Source organism: Streptomyces sp. NPDC033229 (genome assembly GCF_055576875.1).
Genome location: NZ_JBVIQR010000012.1, coordinates 140,172 through 153,824 on the forward strand (window position 1 = coordinate 140,172; position 13,653 = coordinate 153,824).

At 72.7% G+C, this 13,653-nt stretch carries 10 protein-coding genes and 1 pseudogene; 10 read left to right on the top strand and 1 reads right to left on the bottom strand.

Features of this window, described 5'->3' with window-relative positions; genetic code table 11:
* Positions 1-32: 32 nt before the first annotated feature.
* The 5 genes and pseudogenes from pspAA to ACZ53N_RS13830 form a co-directional block, all read left to right on the top strand.
* Positions 33-311: a PspA-associated protein PspAA gene (gene pspAA / locus ACZ53N_RS13810; RefSeq protein ID WP_469141062.1), complete on the top strand. Its 279-nt coding sequence runs from the start codon at positions 33-35 to the stop codon at positions 309-311.
* Positions 312-475: 164 nt separating this feature from the next.
* Positions 476-1,750 (top strand): sensor histidine kinase, encoded by a 1,275-nt coding sequence (locus ACZ53N_RS13815; RefSeq protein ID WP_469141063.1) that lies wholly within the window; start codon positions 476-478, stop codon positions 1,748-1,750.
* 216 nt (positions 1,751-1,966) lie between these two features.
* Positions 1,967-3,013 (top strand): nicotinate-nucleotide--dimethylbenzimidazole phosphoribosyltransferase, encoded by a 1,047-nt coding sequence (locus ACZ53N_RS13820; protein WP_469141064.1) that lies wholly within the window; start codon positions 1,967-1,969, stop codon positions 3,011-3,013.
* A gap of 60 nt (positions 3,014-3,073) precedes the next feature.
* Positions 3,074-4,840: a phosphatidylglycerol lysyltransferase domain-containing protein gene (locus tag ACZ53N_RS13825; RefSeq protein WP_469141065.1), complete on the top strand. Its 1,767-nt coding sequence runs from the start codon at positions 3,074-3,076 to the stop codon at positions 4,838-4,840.
* Positions 4,837-5,502: pseudogene (locus tag ACZ53N_RS13830) on the top strand (hypothetical protein); the annotation flags it as partial. The gene ACZ53N_RS13825 and the pseudogene ACZ53N_RS13830, both read left to right, overlap by 4 nt.
* Positions 5,503-5,735: 233 nt before the next feature.
* On the opposite strand, the gene ACZ53N_RS13835 reads toward ACZ53N_RS13830, so the two are convergent.
* A complete protein-coding gene (locus ACZ53N_RS13835) occupies positions 5,736-6,476 on the bottom strand; it encodes a hypothetical protein (RefSeq protein WP_469141066.1) in 741 nt (246 codons plus the stop codon).
* Positions 6,477-6,545: 69 nt separating this feature from the next.
* On the opposite strand from ACZ53N_RS13835, the gene ACZ53N_RS13840 reads away from it, so the two are divergent.
* From ACZ53N_RS13840 to ACZ53N_RS13860, 5 genes are all read left to right on the top strand, one after another.
* Positions 6,546-7,400 (top strand): adenosylcobinamide-GDP ribazoletransferase, encoded by an 855-nt coding sequence (locus ACZ53N_RS13840; protein ID WP_469141067.1) that lies wholly within the window; start codon positions 6,546-6,548, stop codon positions 7,398-7,400.
* 273 nt (positions 7,401-7,673) lie between these two features.
* Positions 7,674-9,215, top strand: coding sequence for a leucyl aminopeptidase (locus ACZ53N_RS13845; RefSeq protein ID WP_469141068.1), 1,542 nt, complete (start codon positions 7,674-7,676; stop codon positions 9,213-9,215).
* 291 nt (positions 9,216-9,506) lie between these two features.
* Positions 9,507-10,895 (top strand): dihydrolipoyl dehydrogenase, encoded by a 1,389-nt coding sequence (gene lpdA, locus ACZ53N_RS13850; RefSeq protein WP_362216454.1) that lies wholly within the window; start codon positions 9,507-9,509, stop codon positions 10,893-10,895.
* Positions 10,896-10,943: 48 nt separating this feature from the next.
* Positions 10,944-12,743, top strand: a complete 1,800-nt coding sequence (gene sucB, locus ACZ53N_RS13855; protein ID WP_469141069.1) for a 2-oxoglutarate dehydrogenase, E2 component, dihydrolipoamide succinyltransferase — start codon at positions 10,944-10,946, stop codon at positions 12,741-12,743.
* 172 nt (positions 12,744-12,915) lie between these two features.
* Complete coding sequence (locus ACZ53N_RS13860; RefSeq protein ID WP_469141070.1) at positions 12,916-13,539, top strand: GntR family transcriptional regulator; 624 nt, start codon at positions 12,916-12,918, stop codon at positions 13,537-13,539.
* The last annotated feature ends 114 nt before the right edge of the window (positions 13,540-13,653 follow it).

Genomic DNA, 13,653 nt, shown 5'->3' on the forward strand with positions numbered 1-13,653 from the left:
GTAAGCACCGCACCCGACCGAGGGAGACCGTCATGATCGTGCGGATCATGGGGGAAGGGCAGCTGAAGCTGGCCGACAGCCACTTCGTGGAGCTGAACAAGCTCGACGACGAGCTGCTCGCCGAGATGGAGAGCGGTGACGAGGAGGGCTTCCACCGCACTCTGGGCGCGCTGCTCGACGCCGTTCGCCGACTGGGCGATCCGCTGCCCGACGACTCCCTCGAGCCCTCCGAGCTGATCCTGCCCGCGCCCGACGCCTCCCTGTCGGAGGTGCGCGAGATGCTCAGCGACGACGGTCTCATCCCCGGCTGACCTCCCGGCTCCCGGTCCGCCCCGTTCGTCCGGCCGAAGCGGCCCCGGCACACTCCGGCACCTCGCCGCGCCCCCGTCCCCACCCAGGGACGGGGGCGCGGCGGGATCGGGCCGCGGACGCCTCCCGGGCGCACCGGCCCCGGGCCCTCCTGATGGGACCTTCGATGACCTCCCTCGCCACCACAGGTCTCGCCCGCCCGCACCGCTGGCTGCGCGCGCACCCCTACGCCGCCGACGCCGCCCTGGCCGCCGCCGTCCTCATGGTCGTCCTGCTCGGCGCGTACGTCGGCCCGCACGCCGCGGCGCACCGGCCGGGGCCCTCCTACGTGGTGATGTCGCTGTTCGCCTGCGCGGGCCTCGTCCTGCGCCGCCCGATGCCGCGCGCCGTCCTCGCCTTCACCTGCGCGTTCACCCTTCTGGAGACCGTCTCCACCGGGGACGACCCGCCGCACACGCAGATCGCGCTCGCCGCCGTGGTGGCCCTCTACACCGTCGCCGCCCGCACCGACCGGCCCACCGCCTGGCGGATCGCCGCGGTGACCGTCGCCGTCCTCACCGGCACCGTGATGCTCTTCGGCGTCCGGCCCTGGTACGCGCAGGAGAATCTCGGTCTGTTCGCCTGGACCGGCATGGCCGCCGCCGCGGGCGACGCCGTCCGCAGCCGGCGCGCCTTCATCGCGGCGATCGAGGAGCGGGCGGAGCGGGCCGAGCGCACCCGCGAGGAGGAGGCCCGCCGCCGGGTGGCCGAGGAGCGGCTGCGCATCGCCCGTGAGCTCCACGACGTCGTCGCCCATCACATCGCGCTGGTCAACGTCCAGGCCGGGGTCGCCTCGCACATCATGGACAGCCGCCCCGACCAGGCGAAGGAGGCCCTCGCGCATGTCCGCGAGGCCAGCCGCTCGGCCCTGGGGGAGCTGCGCGCCACCGTGGGGCTGCTGCGCCAGCACGGCGACCCCGAGGCACCCACCGAGCCCGCCCCCGGTCTCGGCGTCCTCGACCAGCTCGTCGACGGGTTCGCCCGGGTGGGGCTGCGCGTCGACATCGCCGCGTCCTCCACCCTGTCTGACGGCCCGGCCACCGCCACCGGCGCCGCCGGGGCGGCGGGCGTCGTGGGGCCATTGCCCGCGGCTGTCGACCTGGCCGCCTACCGCGTGCTCCAGGAGGCCCTGACCAACGTCCACAAGCACGCGGGCCCCGGTGCCCGCGCCGAGGTCGCCCTCCTGCGGGCCCCGGACAGCCTCCTGCTGACCGTTCTCGACGACGGCGCCGGCCGCACCGCCCTCACGCCGGGGGCGGCCCCCGTCGGCACGGACAACGGCGGCCACGGCCTGATCGGCATGCGCGAGCGCGCGGCGGCTCTCGGCGGCAGCTGCGAGGCGGGGCCCCGCGACCGCGGCGCCCCGGGGTTCCGGGTCAGGGCGTCCCTGCCGGTGCGATAGCGGCCGGCGGCCTGGGTGTCGAACGCACCTCCGCTGCGCGGCGGTGCCCTCGATCTCCCCCGGCTACCGCTGGGAGGTGCCCCCAGCGGGCTGGTTTCGGCTGAGCTCGGACACCACCAGCCCGTCCGGCGATTGAGGACGCGCCCGCAGGGTGCTCGCCGCCGCAGGCGGCACAGACGGCCCGCAGAGCCAAGGGCGACAGGTAGTGTTCGACGGATGAGCGGTCTGAATCTTGATGACTTCGCCACGCTGATCGAGCGGCCCGACTCCGGTGTGCGGCGGGACGCCGAGGAACGGCGGGAGCGGATCGGCCCGCGGCCCGGTTCGCTGGGGCGGCTGGACGAGCTGGGCGAGTGGCTCGCCGCAGCGCAGGGAGCCGTGCCCGTCAAGCCGGTCGAGCGGGCCAAGCTGCTGGTCTTCGCCGGTGACCACGGGGTCGCCGGGCTGGGGGTCTCCGGCGGCCCGGCGGGTGGTGCCGTCGAGCTCGTACGGGCCGCCCTGACCGGCGGGAGCAGCGCCGCGATCCTGGCCCGAGGGCTGGGCGCGGGGCTGCGGGTGGTCGACATGTCGCTCGACTGCGACCCGGCCGAGCTGCCCGAGGACGTGACCCGCCACCGGGTGCGGCGCGGCTCGGGCCGGATCGACATCGAGGACGCGCTGACCGCCGAGGAGGCGGAGGCCGCGTTCCGCGCCGGGATGGCGATCGCCGACGAGGAGGCCGACTCCGGCACCGATCTCGTCGTGCTCGGCGACCTGAGCGTCGGCGGCACCACGGCGGCCGGCACCCTGATCGCCGCGCTGTGCGGCACCGACGCCTCCGTGGTCACCGGCCGTGGTGGCGCGGGCATCGACGATCTGGCGTGGATGCGCAAGTGCGCCGCGATCCGGGACGCGCTGCGCCGGGCCCGGCCGGTCCTCGGCGACCAGTTGGAGCTGCTGGCCGCGTGCGGTGGCGCGGACCTCGCGGCGATCACCGGCTTCCTGCTGCAGAGCGCCGTGCGGCGCACCCCGGTCATCCTCGACGGTGTCGTCTCCGCGGCGTGTGCCCTGGTCGCCCAGCGGGTGGCCTTCCGGGCCCCCGACTGGTGGCTGGCGGGGCAGGCGAGCGGCGATCCGGCGCAGGCGAAGGCGCTGGACCGGATGGCGCTCAACCCTTTGCTCGACCACGGCGTCACTGTGGGCGAGGGGACAGGGGCGCTGCTCGCTCTGCCACTGGTGCGGGCGGCGGCGGCCCTGGCGGCGGAACTCCCCGAGCGCACCTGACCGACCTCGTCGTCGCGCTTCGGACTTCCCCGTAGATAGTGCCCCATATCCTCACTTTTCATGGGAGAAGTCCGCGTGACTCCGGATGACGGCGCCCGTAGCGGCGCCTGGCCACGACGCTCCGCCGCGTTCGCCGTGTGGTACCTGCGTGCCGTGACGTTCGTCAACCTGCTCAGCGCCGTCTGGGTGTCGTTCGGCACGGACATCCGCCGGCACAACGTCGAGGAGTTCTTCACTCCCTATCTGCTGACGGCGGGCTTCGCGTCGGCGCTGTGGTCGCTGGTCATGGCCGTCACCCTGCGCCGGCGCAAGCGTGCCTCGTGGATCTTGAACCTCGTGCTGTCCGGGGTGCTGCTGGCGATCCTGGCCTTCGCCATGTTCTTCCGGGAGTTCAACCGGCACCCGCTGAACTGGTTCTCGCTGGTGGCGACCGCCGCGTTCGTCCTCGCGCTGCTCGTGGGCCGCCGGGAGTTCTACGCCAAGGGCGACCGGGCCAATCCCAAGCTGGCCTCGGCCGTCGCCGCCGGCGGGCTGCTGGTCACCTCGCTGATCGCCGCACTGCTGGTCACCGCCACCAATCAGGCGACCGACGACTACCGCTCGACCTTCCTCGACCGCTGGCACTACGGCGTCATGCGGCTGATCTCGCTGGCCGCCGACGACAGCCGCTACCGGGGCATCTCCATCCCCGGCTGGGTCGACGTGTTCATCAACGTGATGAGCATGATCCTGCTGCTCCTCGTGGTCTTCGCGGCCTTCCGCGCCCGCCGGGCCACCGATCCGCTCACCCCCGAGGACGAGGCGCGGCTGCGCGCCCTGCTCGACAAGCACGGCGACCGCGACTCGCTCGGCTACTTCGCGCTGCGCCGCGAGAAGAGCGTCATCTGGTCCCCCACCGGCAAGGCGGCCGTCACCTACCGCGTCGTCGGCGGGGTGTCGCTGGCCTCCGGCGACCCGATCGGCGACCCCGAGGCCTGGCCCGGCGCCATCGAGCCATGGCTGGCCGAGGCCCGGGAGCACGGCTGGATCCCCGCCGTGATGGGGGCGAGCGAGGAGGCCGGCACCATCTACGCCCGGCACGGCATGGACGCCCTGGAGATCGGCGACGAGGCCATCGTGGAGACCGCCGAGTTCACCCTCGACGGGCGTGCCATGCGAACGGTCCGCCAGGCGTACAACCGGGTCAAGCGCGCCGGTTACACCGTCCGGATCCGCCGTCACGAGGACATCCCCGAGGCAGAGATGGCCGAGCTGCTGGTGCGCGCCGACGACTGGCGCGACGGGGAGACCGAGCGCGGCTTCTCCATGGCGCTGGGCCGGCTCGGCGACCCGGACGACGGGCGCTGCGTGATGCTCGAATGCCACGACGGCCAGGGGGAACTGCGCGCGGTGCTCAGCTTCGTACCGTGGGGACCCCAGGGGCTGTCGCTGGACCTGATGCGGCGTGACCGGGAGTCCGAGAACGGCCTGATGGAGTTCATGGTCATCGAACTGCTGCAGCAGGCCAAGGGGCTCGGCATCACCCAGGTTTCGCTGAATTTCGCGATGTTCCGGTCGGTCTTCGAGCGCGGCTCGAAGCTCGGGGCGGGTCCCGTGCTGCGGGTGTGGCGCTCGCTGCTCAGCTTCTTCTCCCGCTGGTGGCAGATCGAATCGCTCTACCGAGCAAATGCGAAATACCGCCCCATCTGGGAACCTCGGTTCATGCTGTTCGAGAAGAGCAGTGACCTGCTGCGGATCGGCGTCTCCAGCGCCCGGGCCGAGGGCTTCCTCGAGGCCCCGGGCCTCCCCAAGTGGCTCAACCGCAAGCACTTGGAGAGCCGGCGATGAACCGTGCGGCGCTGCGTCGCGCCGCTCGCACCGAGTGGGGTCCGCTGGTCGGCACCGTCCGGCACACGCTGGTGGCCAAGCGTCTGGGGGTCATTCCCATGACCCTTGCGGCCGTGGCCCTCACCGCGGTCTTCCAGATCGTCCAGAACCAGCCCTGGGGCTTCGAGCCGGTCCAGAAGCTCGGCTCGGTGCAGGCGCGGCTGCCGTGGTGGCTGGCGCTGCTGCGCACACCGCTGTCGCTGTTCGTCCCGGCGCTGGACCTGCCGGTGTGGGGGGCGCTGGCCCAGGTGCTGATCGTCTTCGGCATCGCCGAGATCGCCCTGGGCAAGTGGCGCACGCTGGCCGTCGCGTACGTGGCCACCCTGGCCGGCACGATGTACGCCCGGCTGGCCATCCACATCGGCCCCGACTCCGCCTTCGGCCTTCCGCCGGAGGCGGCCGAGGTCATCGACACCGGCCCGTCGGCGGCGGTCGTCGGGCTCGCGGTGTACGTCACCTGGCGCTACCGCGCCTGGTTCACCTGTGCGGTGGTGGTGCTCGCCATGGTGGGCGAGGCCGTCGTCAAGCCCAATCTGGCGGGCAAGGAGCATGTGGCCGCCGTGGCCTCGATGCTGGTGCTGTGCGTCGCGGAGGAGGCACTGCGGCGGCGCAAGCCACGGCGGGATTGCTACCGGGGCCGGGATGAGGGTGTGTCCGCGAAGTCGCGGCGTACGCCCGAAGGGCGTGGCCCGCGGCGTCTGGGGCGTGTGATCGCAAGGCGGAGGGTCGTCCTCGTACTGGGCGTACTCGGGCGAGCCCGACAACGCAGCGAGCGTGCGTGCCTGGGGGTGCCCCCAGCGGTAGCTGGGGGAGCGTCGTGGGCCGGGCGCGAATTTGCGAACACACCCAAGGGCGGTCAGCGGTCCGGGGCACCCGCGACCAGGTCGTGAAGCCGGTTGCGCACGGCCTCCCAGCGCTGGTCGTGGCGGTGGGCGCGGGCCCGGGCCTTGGCCCGGGCGCGGCGCCGGTGGCGGTAGAAGCGCCGGGCCCACGGTGAGCCCGGCCGGGCCAGTCGCACCGCGCCGACGATCGCGACGAACGGCACCAGCACCCCGATCAGCGCGATCCGCGGCTTGCCCTTGACCAGGGCGAAGAGGGCGATCAGGAAGTTGGTGCCGACGGTGCTCAGCACGATGCCGCGGTGGTGCCGCTCGTCCGGGGTCAGCTCGTTCACCCCGAACGGTGAGGAGCCGGCGAGCACCAGCCCCACCAGCGCGGCCGTCAGCACCACGATCTCGACGCTCTTGCGGCCCTGTTCCGTCCAGTACACGTCGTCCAGGTGCAGGACGAGCGCGAACTCGTCCAGCACCAGGCCGGCGCCGGTGCCGAAGAGCACGGCGCAGACCGCCGCCGCGAAGCCGTGCCGGCCCGCGGCGACCGCGCCGAAGCCGCCGACCACCATCAGCACGATGCCCGGCACGACGTGGTGGACGTGCAGACCGCTGCCCGCGCTGACGTTACGGAAGGGGCCCTTGCCCGCCCGGATCAGCCGGGTGATGACGCGGGTGACCAGAAAGGTCAGCACGAACGCGGTGAGCGCCAGCAGCAGCGGCAGCTTGCCCGGTTCGACGATGTTGCGGCCCAACCACTGACCCATGACTCCCGCTCCCGATACGTGCCCTATCGGCAACCTACTGCCCACAGCGGGCGGGATACCCTGCCCGCGATGACCGACACGAGACCTGACCCCGGGCAGCCACGGCCTGCCCCCGCGACGCCCGGCGACTCCCTCCGCTTCGCCTTCGGCACGCTCACCGTGCTGCCCGTGCGCGTCACCCGCTGGGACCGCCCGGCGGCTCGCGGCGGAATGCTGGCGGCACCGCTCACGGGCCTGGTCGTGGGCGGTTTCGCGGCTCTGGTGGGGGCGCTGTTCCTGCTGTTGGGCGCCGGGCCGATGCTCGCCGCGGTGGCCACGGTGGCGGTGCCGGCCGTGCTCACCAGGGGACTCCACTTGGACGGTCTCGCGGATGTCGCCGACGGGCTGGGCAGCGGAAGGCCCGCCGCCGACGCGCTGCGGATCATGAAGCAGTCGGACATCGGCCCCTTCGGCGTCGTCACCCTGCTGCTGACCCTGCTCGGCCAAGTGGCCGCCCTCCACGAGCTGTACACCGGGGGCTGGGCGCGCGGCGCCCTCGCGGCTCTGGTCGCGGCCCTCGCCGCGCGCTGCGCCCTGACCCTCGCCTCACGCGCGGGCGTGCCCGCGGCGCGGCCGGAGGGGCTCGGGGCCGCCGTGGCAGGGGTGGTGTCCACGCGCTCGGCGCTGGTGGTGGCGGCGCTGACGGTCTGCGCGGCCGCGGCGGCGGGCGCGCTCCTCGGCACGTACGAGGACCCGCGCCAAGGGCCGTACGCCCTCGGGTTCGAGGCGGCGCGGACGGGTGCCGCGGCGCTGGCCGCCCTGGCCGGCGCGGAACTGCTGCTGCGGCACTGCACGCGCCGCTTCGGCGGCGTCACCGGCGATGTCTTCGGCGCCCTGGCCGAGACGTCGGCGACGGTCGCGCTGCTCGCGCTGACGCTCGGCTGACGCGCCGCGCCAAGCGTTCGGAACGCGGGGCCGGAACAGGCGCGTCACCGCCGTTGTTCCCTCCACCGTTCGACGTGCGTCGACCCCGGCGACCGGCGGATCCGGCAAATCGGTGCGGTCACGGGCGAACCCGTCGCGGCCCGGCGGGGATACGCTCGCGCGTGCCCGGCTGGCCCGGACCCCGGCGGCGCGGGCGTGCCGCATACGATGCGCAGGGTGCGGCCGCCCACCCCCCGGCCGTCAAAACTCAACGGAAGTAGGGACCCAACCACCGTGACTGCTCTGACTCTCAGCACTTCCAGTGCGGCGACGCTGCGCGCGGACGCCGTCGTCGTCGGCGTGGCGAAGGGCCCGAAGGGCCCCGTCGTCGCACCCGGCGCCGAAGCCGTCGACAAGGCGTTCGACGGGAAGCTGGCCGCCGTTCTGGAGACCCTCGGCGCCGCAGGCGGCGAGGGCGAAGTGACCAAGCTCCCCGCCGCGTCCGGCCTCAAGGCCCCCCTCGTGCTGGCGGTCGGCCTCGGTGACGTCCCCGCGAAGGGCGACGGCTACGACGAGGAGGCGCTGCGCCGCGCCGCCGGTGCGGCGGCCCGCGCGCTGTCGGGCACGAAGAAGGCCGCGTTCGCCCTGCCGGTCGACGACGCGGAGGCCGTCGCGGCCGTCGCGGAGGGCGCGCTGCTCGGTGCGTACGTCTTCAACGCCTACCGCGCCGACGGCAACGGCTCCGCCAAGAAGGGCGACGCCAAGGCCGACAAGAGCGCGCCGCTCGCCGAGGTGACGGTCCTCGGGGCCAAGCCCCGCGACAAGGCGGCCAAGGCCGCCGCCGAGCGCGCCGTCGCCGTGGCCGAAGAGGTCAACCGCGCCCGCGACCTGGTCAACATGGCGCCCAACGACCTGCACCCGAAGTCCTTCGCCGCGGCCGTCCAGGCCGCCGCCAAGGAGCACGGCCTCAAGGTCGAGGTGCTGGACGAGAAGGCGCTGCTCAAGGGCGGCTACGGCGGTCTGATGGGCGTCGGCCAGGGTTCCCTCAACCCGCCCCGCCTGGTGCGGGTCGCCTACACCCACGCCAAGGCGAAGAAGACCGTCGCCCTGGTCGGCAAGGGCATCACCTACGACTCGGGCGGCATCTCCCTGAAGCCGGCCGGCCACAACGAGACCATGAAGTGCGACATGGCCGGCGCCGCCGCCGTCTTCGCCTCGGTCGTGGCCGCCGCGAAGCTCGGGGTGGAGGTCAACGTCACCGGCTGGCTGGCCCTCGCGGAGAACATGCCGTCCGGCAACGCCACCCGCCCGGGTGATGTGCTGAAGATGTACAGCGGTAAGACCGTCGAGGTACTCAACACCGACGCCGAGGGCCGGCTGGTCCTGGCCGACGCCCTCGCCCGGGCCTCGGAGGAGAACCCCGACGCGATCGTGGACGTCGCCACCCTGACCGGCGCCATGGTCCTCGCGCTCGGCAACCGCACGTTCGGCGTCATGGCGAACGACGACGCGTTCCGCACGTCGCTGTACGAGATCGCCGAGGAGGTCGGCGAGCAGGCGTGGCCGATGCCGCTCCCCGCCGAGCTGCGCAAGGGCATGGACACCCCCGTCGCCGACCTCGCCAACATGGGCGAGCGGATGGGCGGCGGCCTGGTGGCGGGCCTCTTCCTGAAGGAGTTCGTGGGCGAGGGCATCACCTGGGCCCACCTGGACATCGCGGGCCCCGCTTACCACGAGAGCGCCGCGTACGGCTACACCCCGAAGGGCGGCACCGGATCCGCGGTGCGCACCCTGGTCCGGCTCGCGGAGCGCACCGCCGCAGGCGACCTCGGCTGAGTCATTCGCACACCCGTGCGACCCCGAGCGCATTCCGCTCGGGGTCGCACGGTATTCGTTCGCCCTTAACGAAATCCACACACTCGTACGCGCGAGTAACCCGTGAAGGTGACGTATCCGTCGCCCCACAGCCCGGCCCGGCGTCCCGCCGTCCGTCAACAAGTGCGAAGATGTTGTCTCGGCAGGACAGGGCCCCATTGACCCAGGGCCGAAGCAAAAGCGGCCGAACAACAGCCGCCGCCCGGTTATCGACGACCGGCTCCGGCGTATTCCATGCATGGAGGACGTGACGTGGCGAACGACGCCAGCACCGTTTTCGACCTAGTGATCCTCGGAGGCGGTAGCGGCGGTTACGCCGCTGCCCTGCGCGGAGCGCAGCTGGGTCTGGACGTCGCCCTGATCGAGAAGAACAAGCTTGGCGGCACCTGCCTGCACAACGGCTGCATCCCCACCAAGGCGCTGCTGCACGCCGGTGAGATCGCGGACCAGGCTCGTGAAGCCGCGCAGTTCGGTGTCAAGGCCACCTTCGAGGGCATCGACATCGCGGGCGTCCACAAGTACAAGGACGACGTGATCGCCGGCCTGTACAAGGGCCTGCAGGGCCTGGTCGCCTCCCGCAAGGTGACCTACATCGAGGGCGAGGGCCGCCTGTCGTCCCCGACCTCCGTCGATGTGAACGGCCAGCGCGTCCAGGGCCGCCACGTCCTGCTGGCGACCGGCTCCACGCCGAAGTCGCTGCCGGGCCTGGAGATCGACGGCAACCGCATCATCTCCTCGGACCACGCCCTGGTCCTGGACCGCGTGCCGAAGTCCGCGATCGTGCTGGGCGGCGGCGTCATCGGCGTCGAGTTCGCCTCCGCGTGGAAGTCCTTCGGCACCGACGTGACCATCGTCGAGGGCCTCAAGCACCTCGTCCCGGTCGAGGACGAGAACAGCTCCAAGCTGCTCGAGCGCGCCTTCCGCAAGCGCGGCATCAACTTCTCGCTCGGCGCCTTCTTCGAGAAGGCCGAGTACACCGCCGACGGCGTCAAGGTCACCCTGGCCAACGGCAAGGAGTTCGAGGCCGAGATCCTGCTCGTCGCCATCGGCCGCGGCCCGGTCTCGCAGGGCCTGGGCTACGAGGAGCAGGGCGTCGCGATGGACCGCGGCTACGTCCTGGTCGACGAGTACATGCAGACCAACGTGCCGACCATCTCGGCCGTCGGTGACCTCGTCCCGACGCTCCAGCTCGCGCACGTCGGCTTCGCCGAGGGCATCCTGGTAGCGGAGCGACTGGCTGGTCTCAAGACCGTGCCGATCGACTACGACGGCGTGCCCCGGGTGACGTACTGCCACCCCGAGGTCGCCTCCGTGGGCATCACCGAGGCCAAGGCCAAGGAGATCTACGGCGCGGACAAGGTCGTCGCCCTGAAGTACAACCTCGCGGGCAACGGCAAGAGCAAGATCCTCAAGACCGCGGGCGAGATCAAGCTCGTCCAGGTCAAGGACGGTGCCGTCGTCGGCGTCCACATGGTCGGCGACCGTATGGGTGAGCAGGTCGGCGAAGCCCAGCTGGTCTACAACTGGGAGGCGCTGCCGGCCGAGGTCGCGCAGCTCATCCACGCGCACCCGACGCAGAACGAGGCCCTGGGCGAGGCCCACCTGGCCCTGGCCGGCAAGCCGCTGCACTCGCACGACTAAGTCCGGGCGCTAGACCATCCGCACTATTCGTAAGGAGCAACCGCAACCATGGCGGTTTCCGTAACCCTGCCGGCGCTCGGCGAGAGCGTGTCCGAGGGCACCGTCACCCGTTGGCTCAAGGCCGAGGGTGAGCGAGTGGAGGTCGACGAGCCGCTGCTCGAGGTCTCCACCGACAAGGTCGACACCGAGATCCCGGCCCCCGCGTCCGGCATCCTGGCTGCCATCAAGGTCGCCGAGGACGAGACGGTCGAGGTCGGCGCCGAGCTGGCCATCATCGACGACGGCTCCGGCGCCCCGAGCGAGCCGGCCCCGGCCGCCGCCGAGGCCCCGGCCGCCCAGGTCGAGTCCTCCCCGGCGCCCGTCGCCGAGGTCCCGGCCCCGGCCGCGCCCGCCGAGGAGGCTCCGGCTGCTCCTGCCGCCGGTGCCGCCGAGGGCACCCCGGTCGTGCTCCCCGCCCTGGGCGAGTCCGTCACCGAGGGCACCGTCACCCGTTGGCTCAAGGAGGTCGGCGACAGCGTCGACGTCGACGAGCCGCTGCTCGAGGTCTCCACCGACAAGGTCGACACCGAGATCCCGGCTCCGGTCGCGGGCACCCTGCTCGAGATCGTCGTCGGTGAGGACGAGACCGCCGAGGTCGGCGCCAAGCTCGCCGTCATCGGTGTCGCGGGTGCCGCTCCGGCCGCTGCCGCCGCCCCGGCCCCGGCCGCTCCGGCCGAGGCCCCGGCGCCGGCCCCGGTCGCGCAGCCCGAGCCCACCCCGGCTCCGGCCGCCCCGGCTCCCGCCCCGGTCCAGGCCGCGCCCGCCGCTGCCGCCCCGGCCCCGGTCCAGGCTGCCGCGCCCGCCGCCGCCCCGGCGCCGGCCGCGCCTGCCGCCCCGGTGACCCCGGCTGCTCCGGCCGCCCCGGTCTCCGGTGCCGAGGCCGACGGCGCGTACGTCACGCCGCTGGTGCGCAAGCTCGCCGCCGAGAACGGTGTCAACCTGGCGACGGTCCAGGGCACCGGCGTCGGTGGCCGCATCCGCAAGCAGGACGTCGTCGCCGCCGAGGCCGCCAAGCAGGCCGCCGCCGCCCCGGCGCCGGCTGCCGCTGCCGCCGCGCCGAAGGCCGCCGCCGTCGAGGCCTCGCCGCTGCGCGGTCAGACGGTCAAGATGACCCGCATGCGCAAGGTCATCGGCGAGAACATGATGAAGGCGCTGCACGGTCAGGCTCAGCTGACCACCGTGGTCGAGGTGGACATCACCAAGATCATGCGGATGCGCAACAAGGCCAAGGACGCCTTCGCCGCCCGTGAGGGCGTCAAGCTGTCCCCGATGCCGTTCTTCGTCAAGGCCGCCGTCCAGGCGCTGAAGGCCCACCCGGTCGTCAACGCCCGGATCAACGACGACGAGGGCACGATCACCTACCACGACGTCGAGAACATCGGCATCGCGGTGGACGCCGAGAAGGGCCTGATGACCCCGGTCATCAAGGGTGCCGGCGACCTCAACATCGCGGGCATCGCCCGGAAGACGGCGGAGCTGGCCGGCAAGGTCCGCACCAACAAGATCAGCCCGGACGACATGTCGGGCGCGACCTTCACGATCAGCAACACCGGCTCGCGCGGTGCGCTGTTCGACACGGTCATCGTGCCCCCGAACCAGGTCGGCATCCTCGGTATCGGTGCGACCGTCAAGCGCCCGGTGGTCATCAACCACCCGGAGCTCGGCGAGACCATCGCGATCCGCGACATGACGTACCTGGCGCTCTCCTACGACCACCGTCTGGTGGACGGCGCCGACGCCGCCCGCTACCTGACCACGGTCAAGCAGCTCCTGGAGGCTGCCGAGTTCGAGGCCGAGATCGGTCTCTGAGTCTCGTGAGGCGTCTGCCTTGAGGGCGCGGCCCCGGTCTTCGTATCCGTACGAGCCGGGGCCGCGCCCTTCTCCATGTCCATCACTGGCCCCTCACGCCCCCTGCCTGCCCGTACTGCCGCGATAATGGGGCTACGAGCCACCGCTCGTCCGCCCGAGGAGCACGTCACCCATGGCCCCACCCGTCGTCCATTCGCTGCGCGACCAGATCCGCGAGCACATCCTCGAAGGGATCGTCAGCGGGCGCTGGCAGCCGGGTGAGCGGATCGTGGAGCGCCGGATCGCGGCGGAGCTGCTGGTCAGCCAGACGCCGGTGCGCGAGGCGCTGCGCGAGCTGGAGTCGCTGCGGCTGATCGAGTCGGCGCCCAACAAGGGCGTCCGGGTCCGCGATCTGACCGCCGCCGATCTGCGCGAGAGCTATCCGGTGCGGGCGGGCCTGGAGCAGGTGGCCGCCGAGCTGGCCGCCCCCGTCCTGGCCGAGGACGTCTCGGCCCTGGAGCCGGAGGTGGCCGCGCTGTACGAGGCGGACCGGGCCGGCGACGGCGAGGCGCAGGTGCGGCACACTGTGGCCTTCCACCGCGAGATCGTCAAGGCCGCGGGGAACTCCGTCCTGCTGCACACCTGGGAGTCGCTGGGCATCGAGGTGTGGACCACGCTCTCGATCCGCTGGCTGAGCCCGGAGCCGCGCGCGCACGCGGCGGACCACGCGGAGATCGTGGCGGCGTTCCGGCGGCGCGATCCCCGGATCGGCGAGCTGCTGCGGACCCACGTGCTGAGCTGCGCGCCCCGGGTCTGAGGGGCGCTTCCCGCCCGTCCGCGCGCCCCTTCCGGTGCCCGTTCCGGTGCCTGCCGAAAATTTTCCTGCATCCGGCATTGATCGATCATCGATCAGGGGCGTATCGTCTCCGCG

What these genes read in the sequence shown, in the direction of transcription:
- pspAA (WP_469141062.1), top strand. Translation starts at nt 33, where the DNA reads ATGATCGTGCGGATCATGGGGGAAGGGCAGCTGAAGCTGGCCGACAGC.
- ACZ53N_RS13815 (WP_469141063.1), top strand. Translation starts at nt 476, where the DNA reads ATGACCTCCCTCGCCACCACAGGTCTCGCCCGCCCGCACCGCTGGCTG.
- ACZ53N_RS13820 (WP_469141064.1), top strand. Translation starts at nt 1,967, where the DNA reads ATGAGCGGTCTGAATCTTGATGACTTCGCCACGCTGATCGAGCGGCCC.
- ACZ53N_RS13825 (WP_469141065.1), top strand. Translation starts at nt 3,074, where the DNA reads ATGGGAGAAGTCCGCGTGACTCCGGATGACGGCGCCCGTAGCGGCGCC.
- ACZ53N_RS13835 (WP_469141066.1), bottom strand. Translation starts at nt 6,476, where the DNA reads ATGGGTCAGTGGTTGGGCCGCAACATCGTCGAACCGGGCAAGCTGCCG.
- ACZ53N_RS13840 (WP_469141067.1), top strand. Translation starts at nt 6,546, where the DNA reads ATGACCGACACGAGACCTGACCCCGGGCAGCCACGGCCTGCCCCCGCG.
- sucB (WP_469141069.1), top strand. Translation starts at nt 10,944, where the DNA reads ATGGCGGTTTCCGTAACCCTGCCGGCGCTCGGCGAGAGCGTGTCCGAG.
- ACZ53N_RS13860 (WP_469141070.1), top strand. Translation starts at nt 12,916, where the DNA reads ATGGCCCCACCCGTCGTCCATTCGCTGCGCGACCAGATCCGCGAGCAC.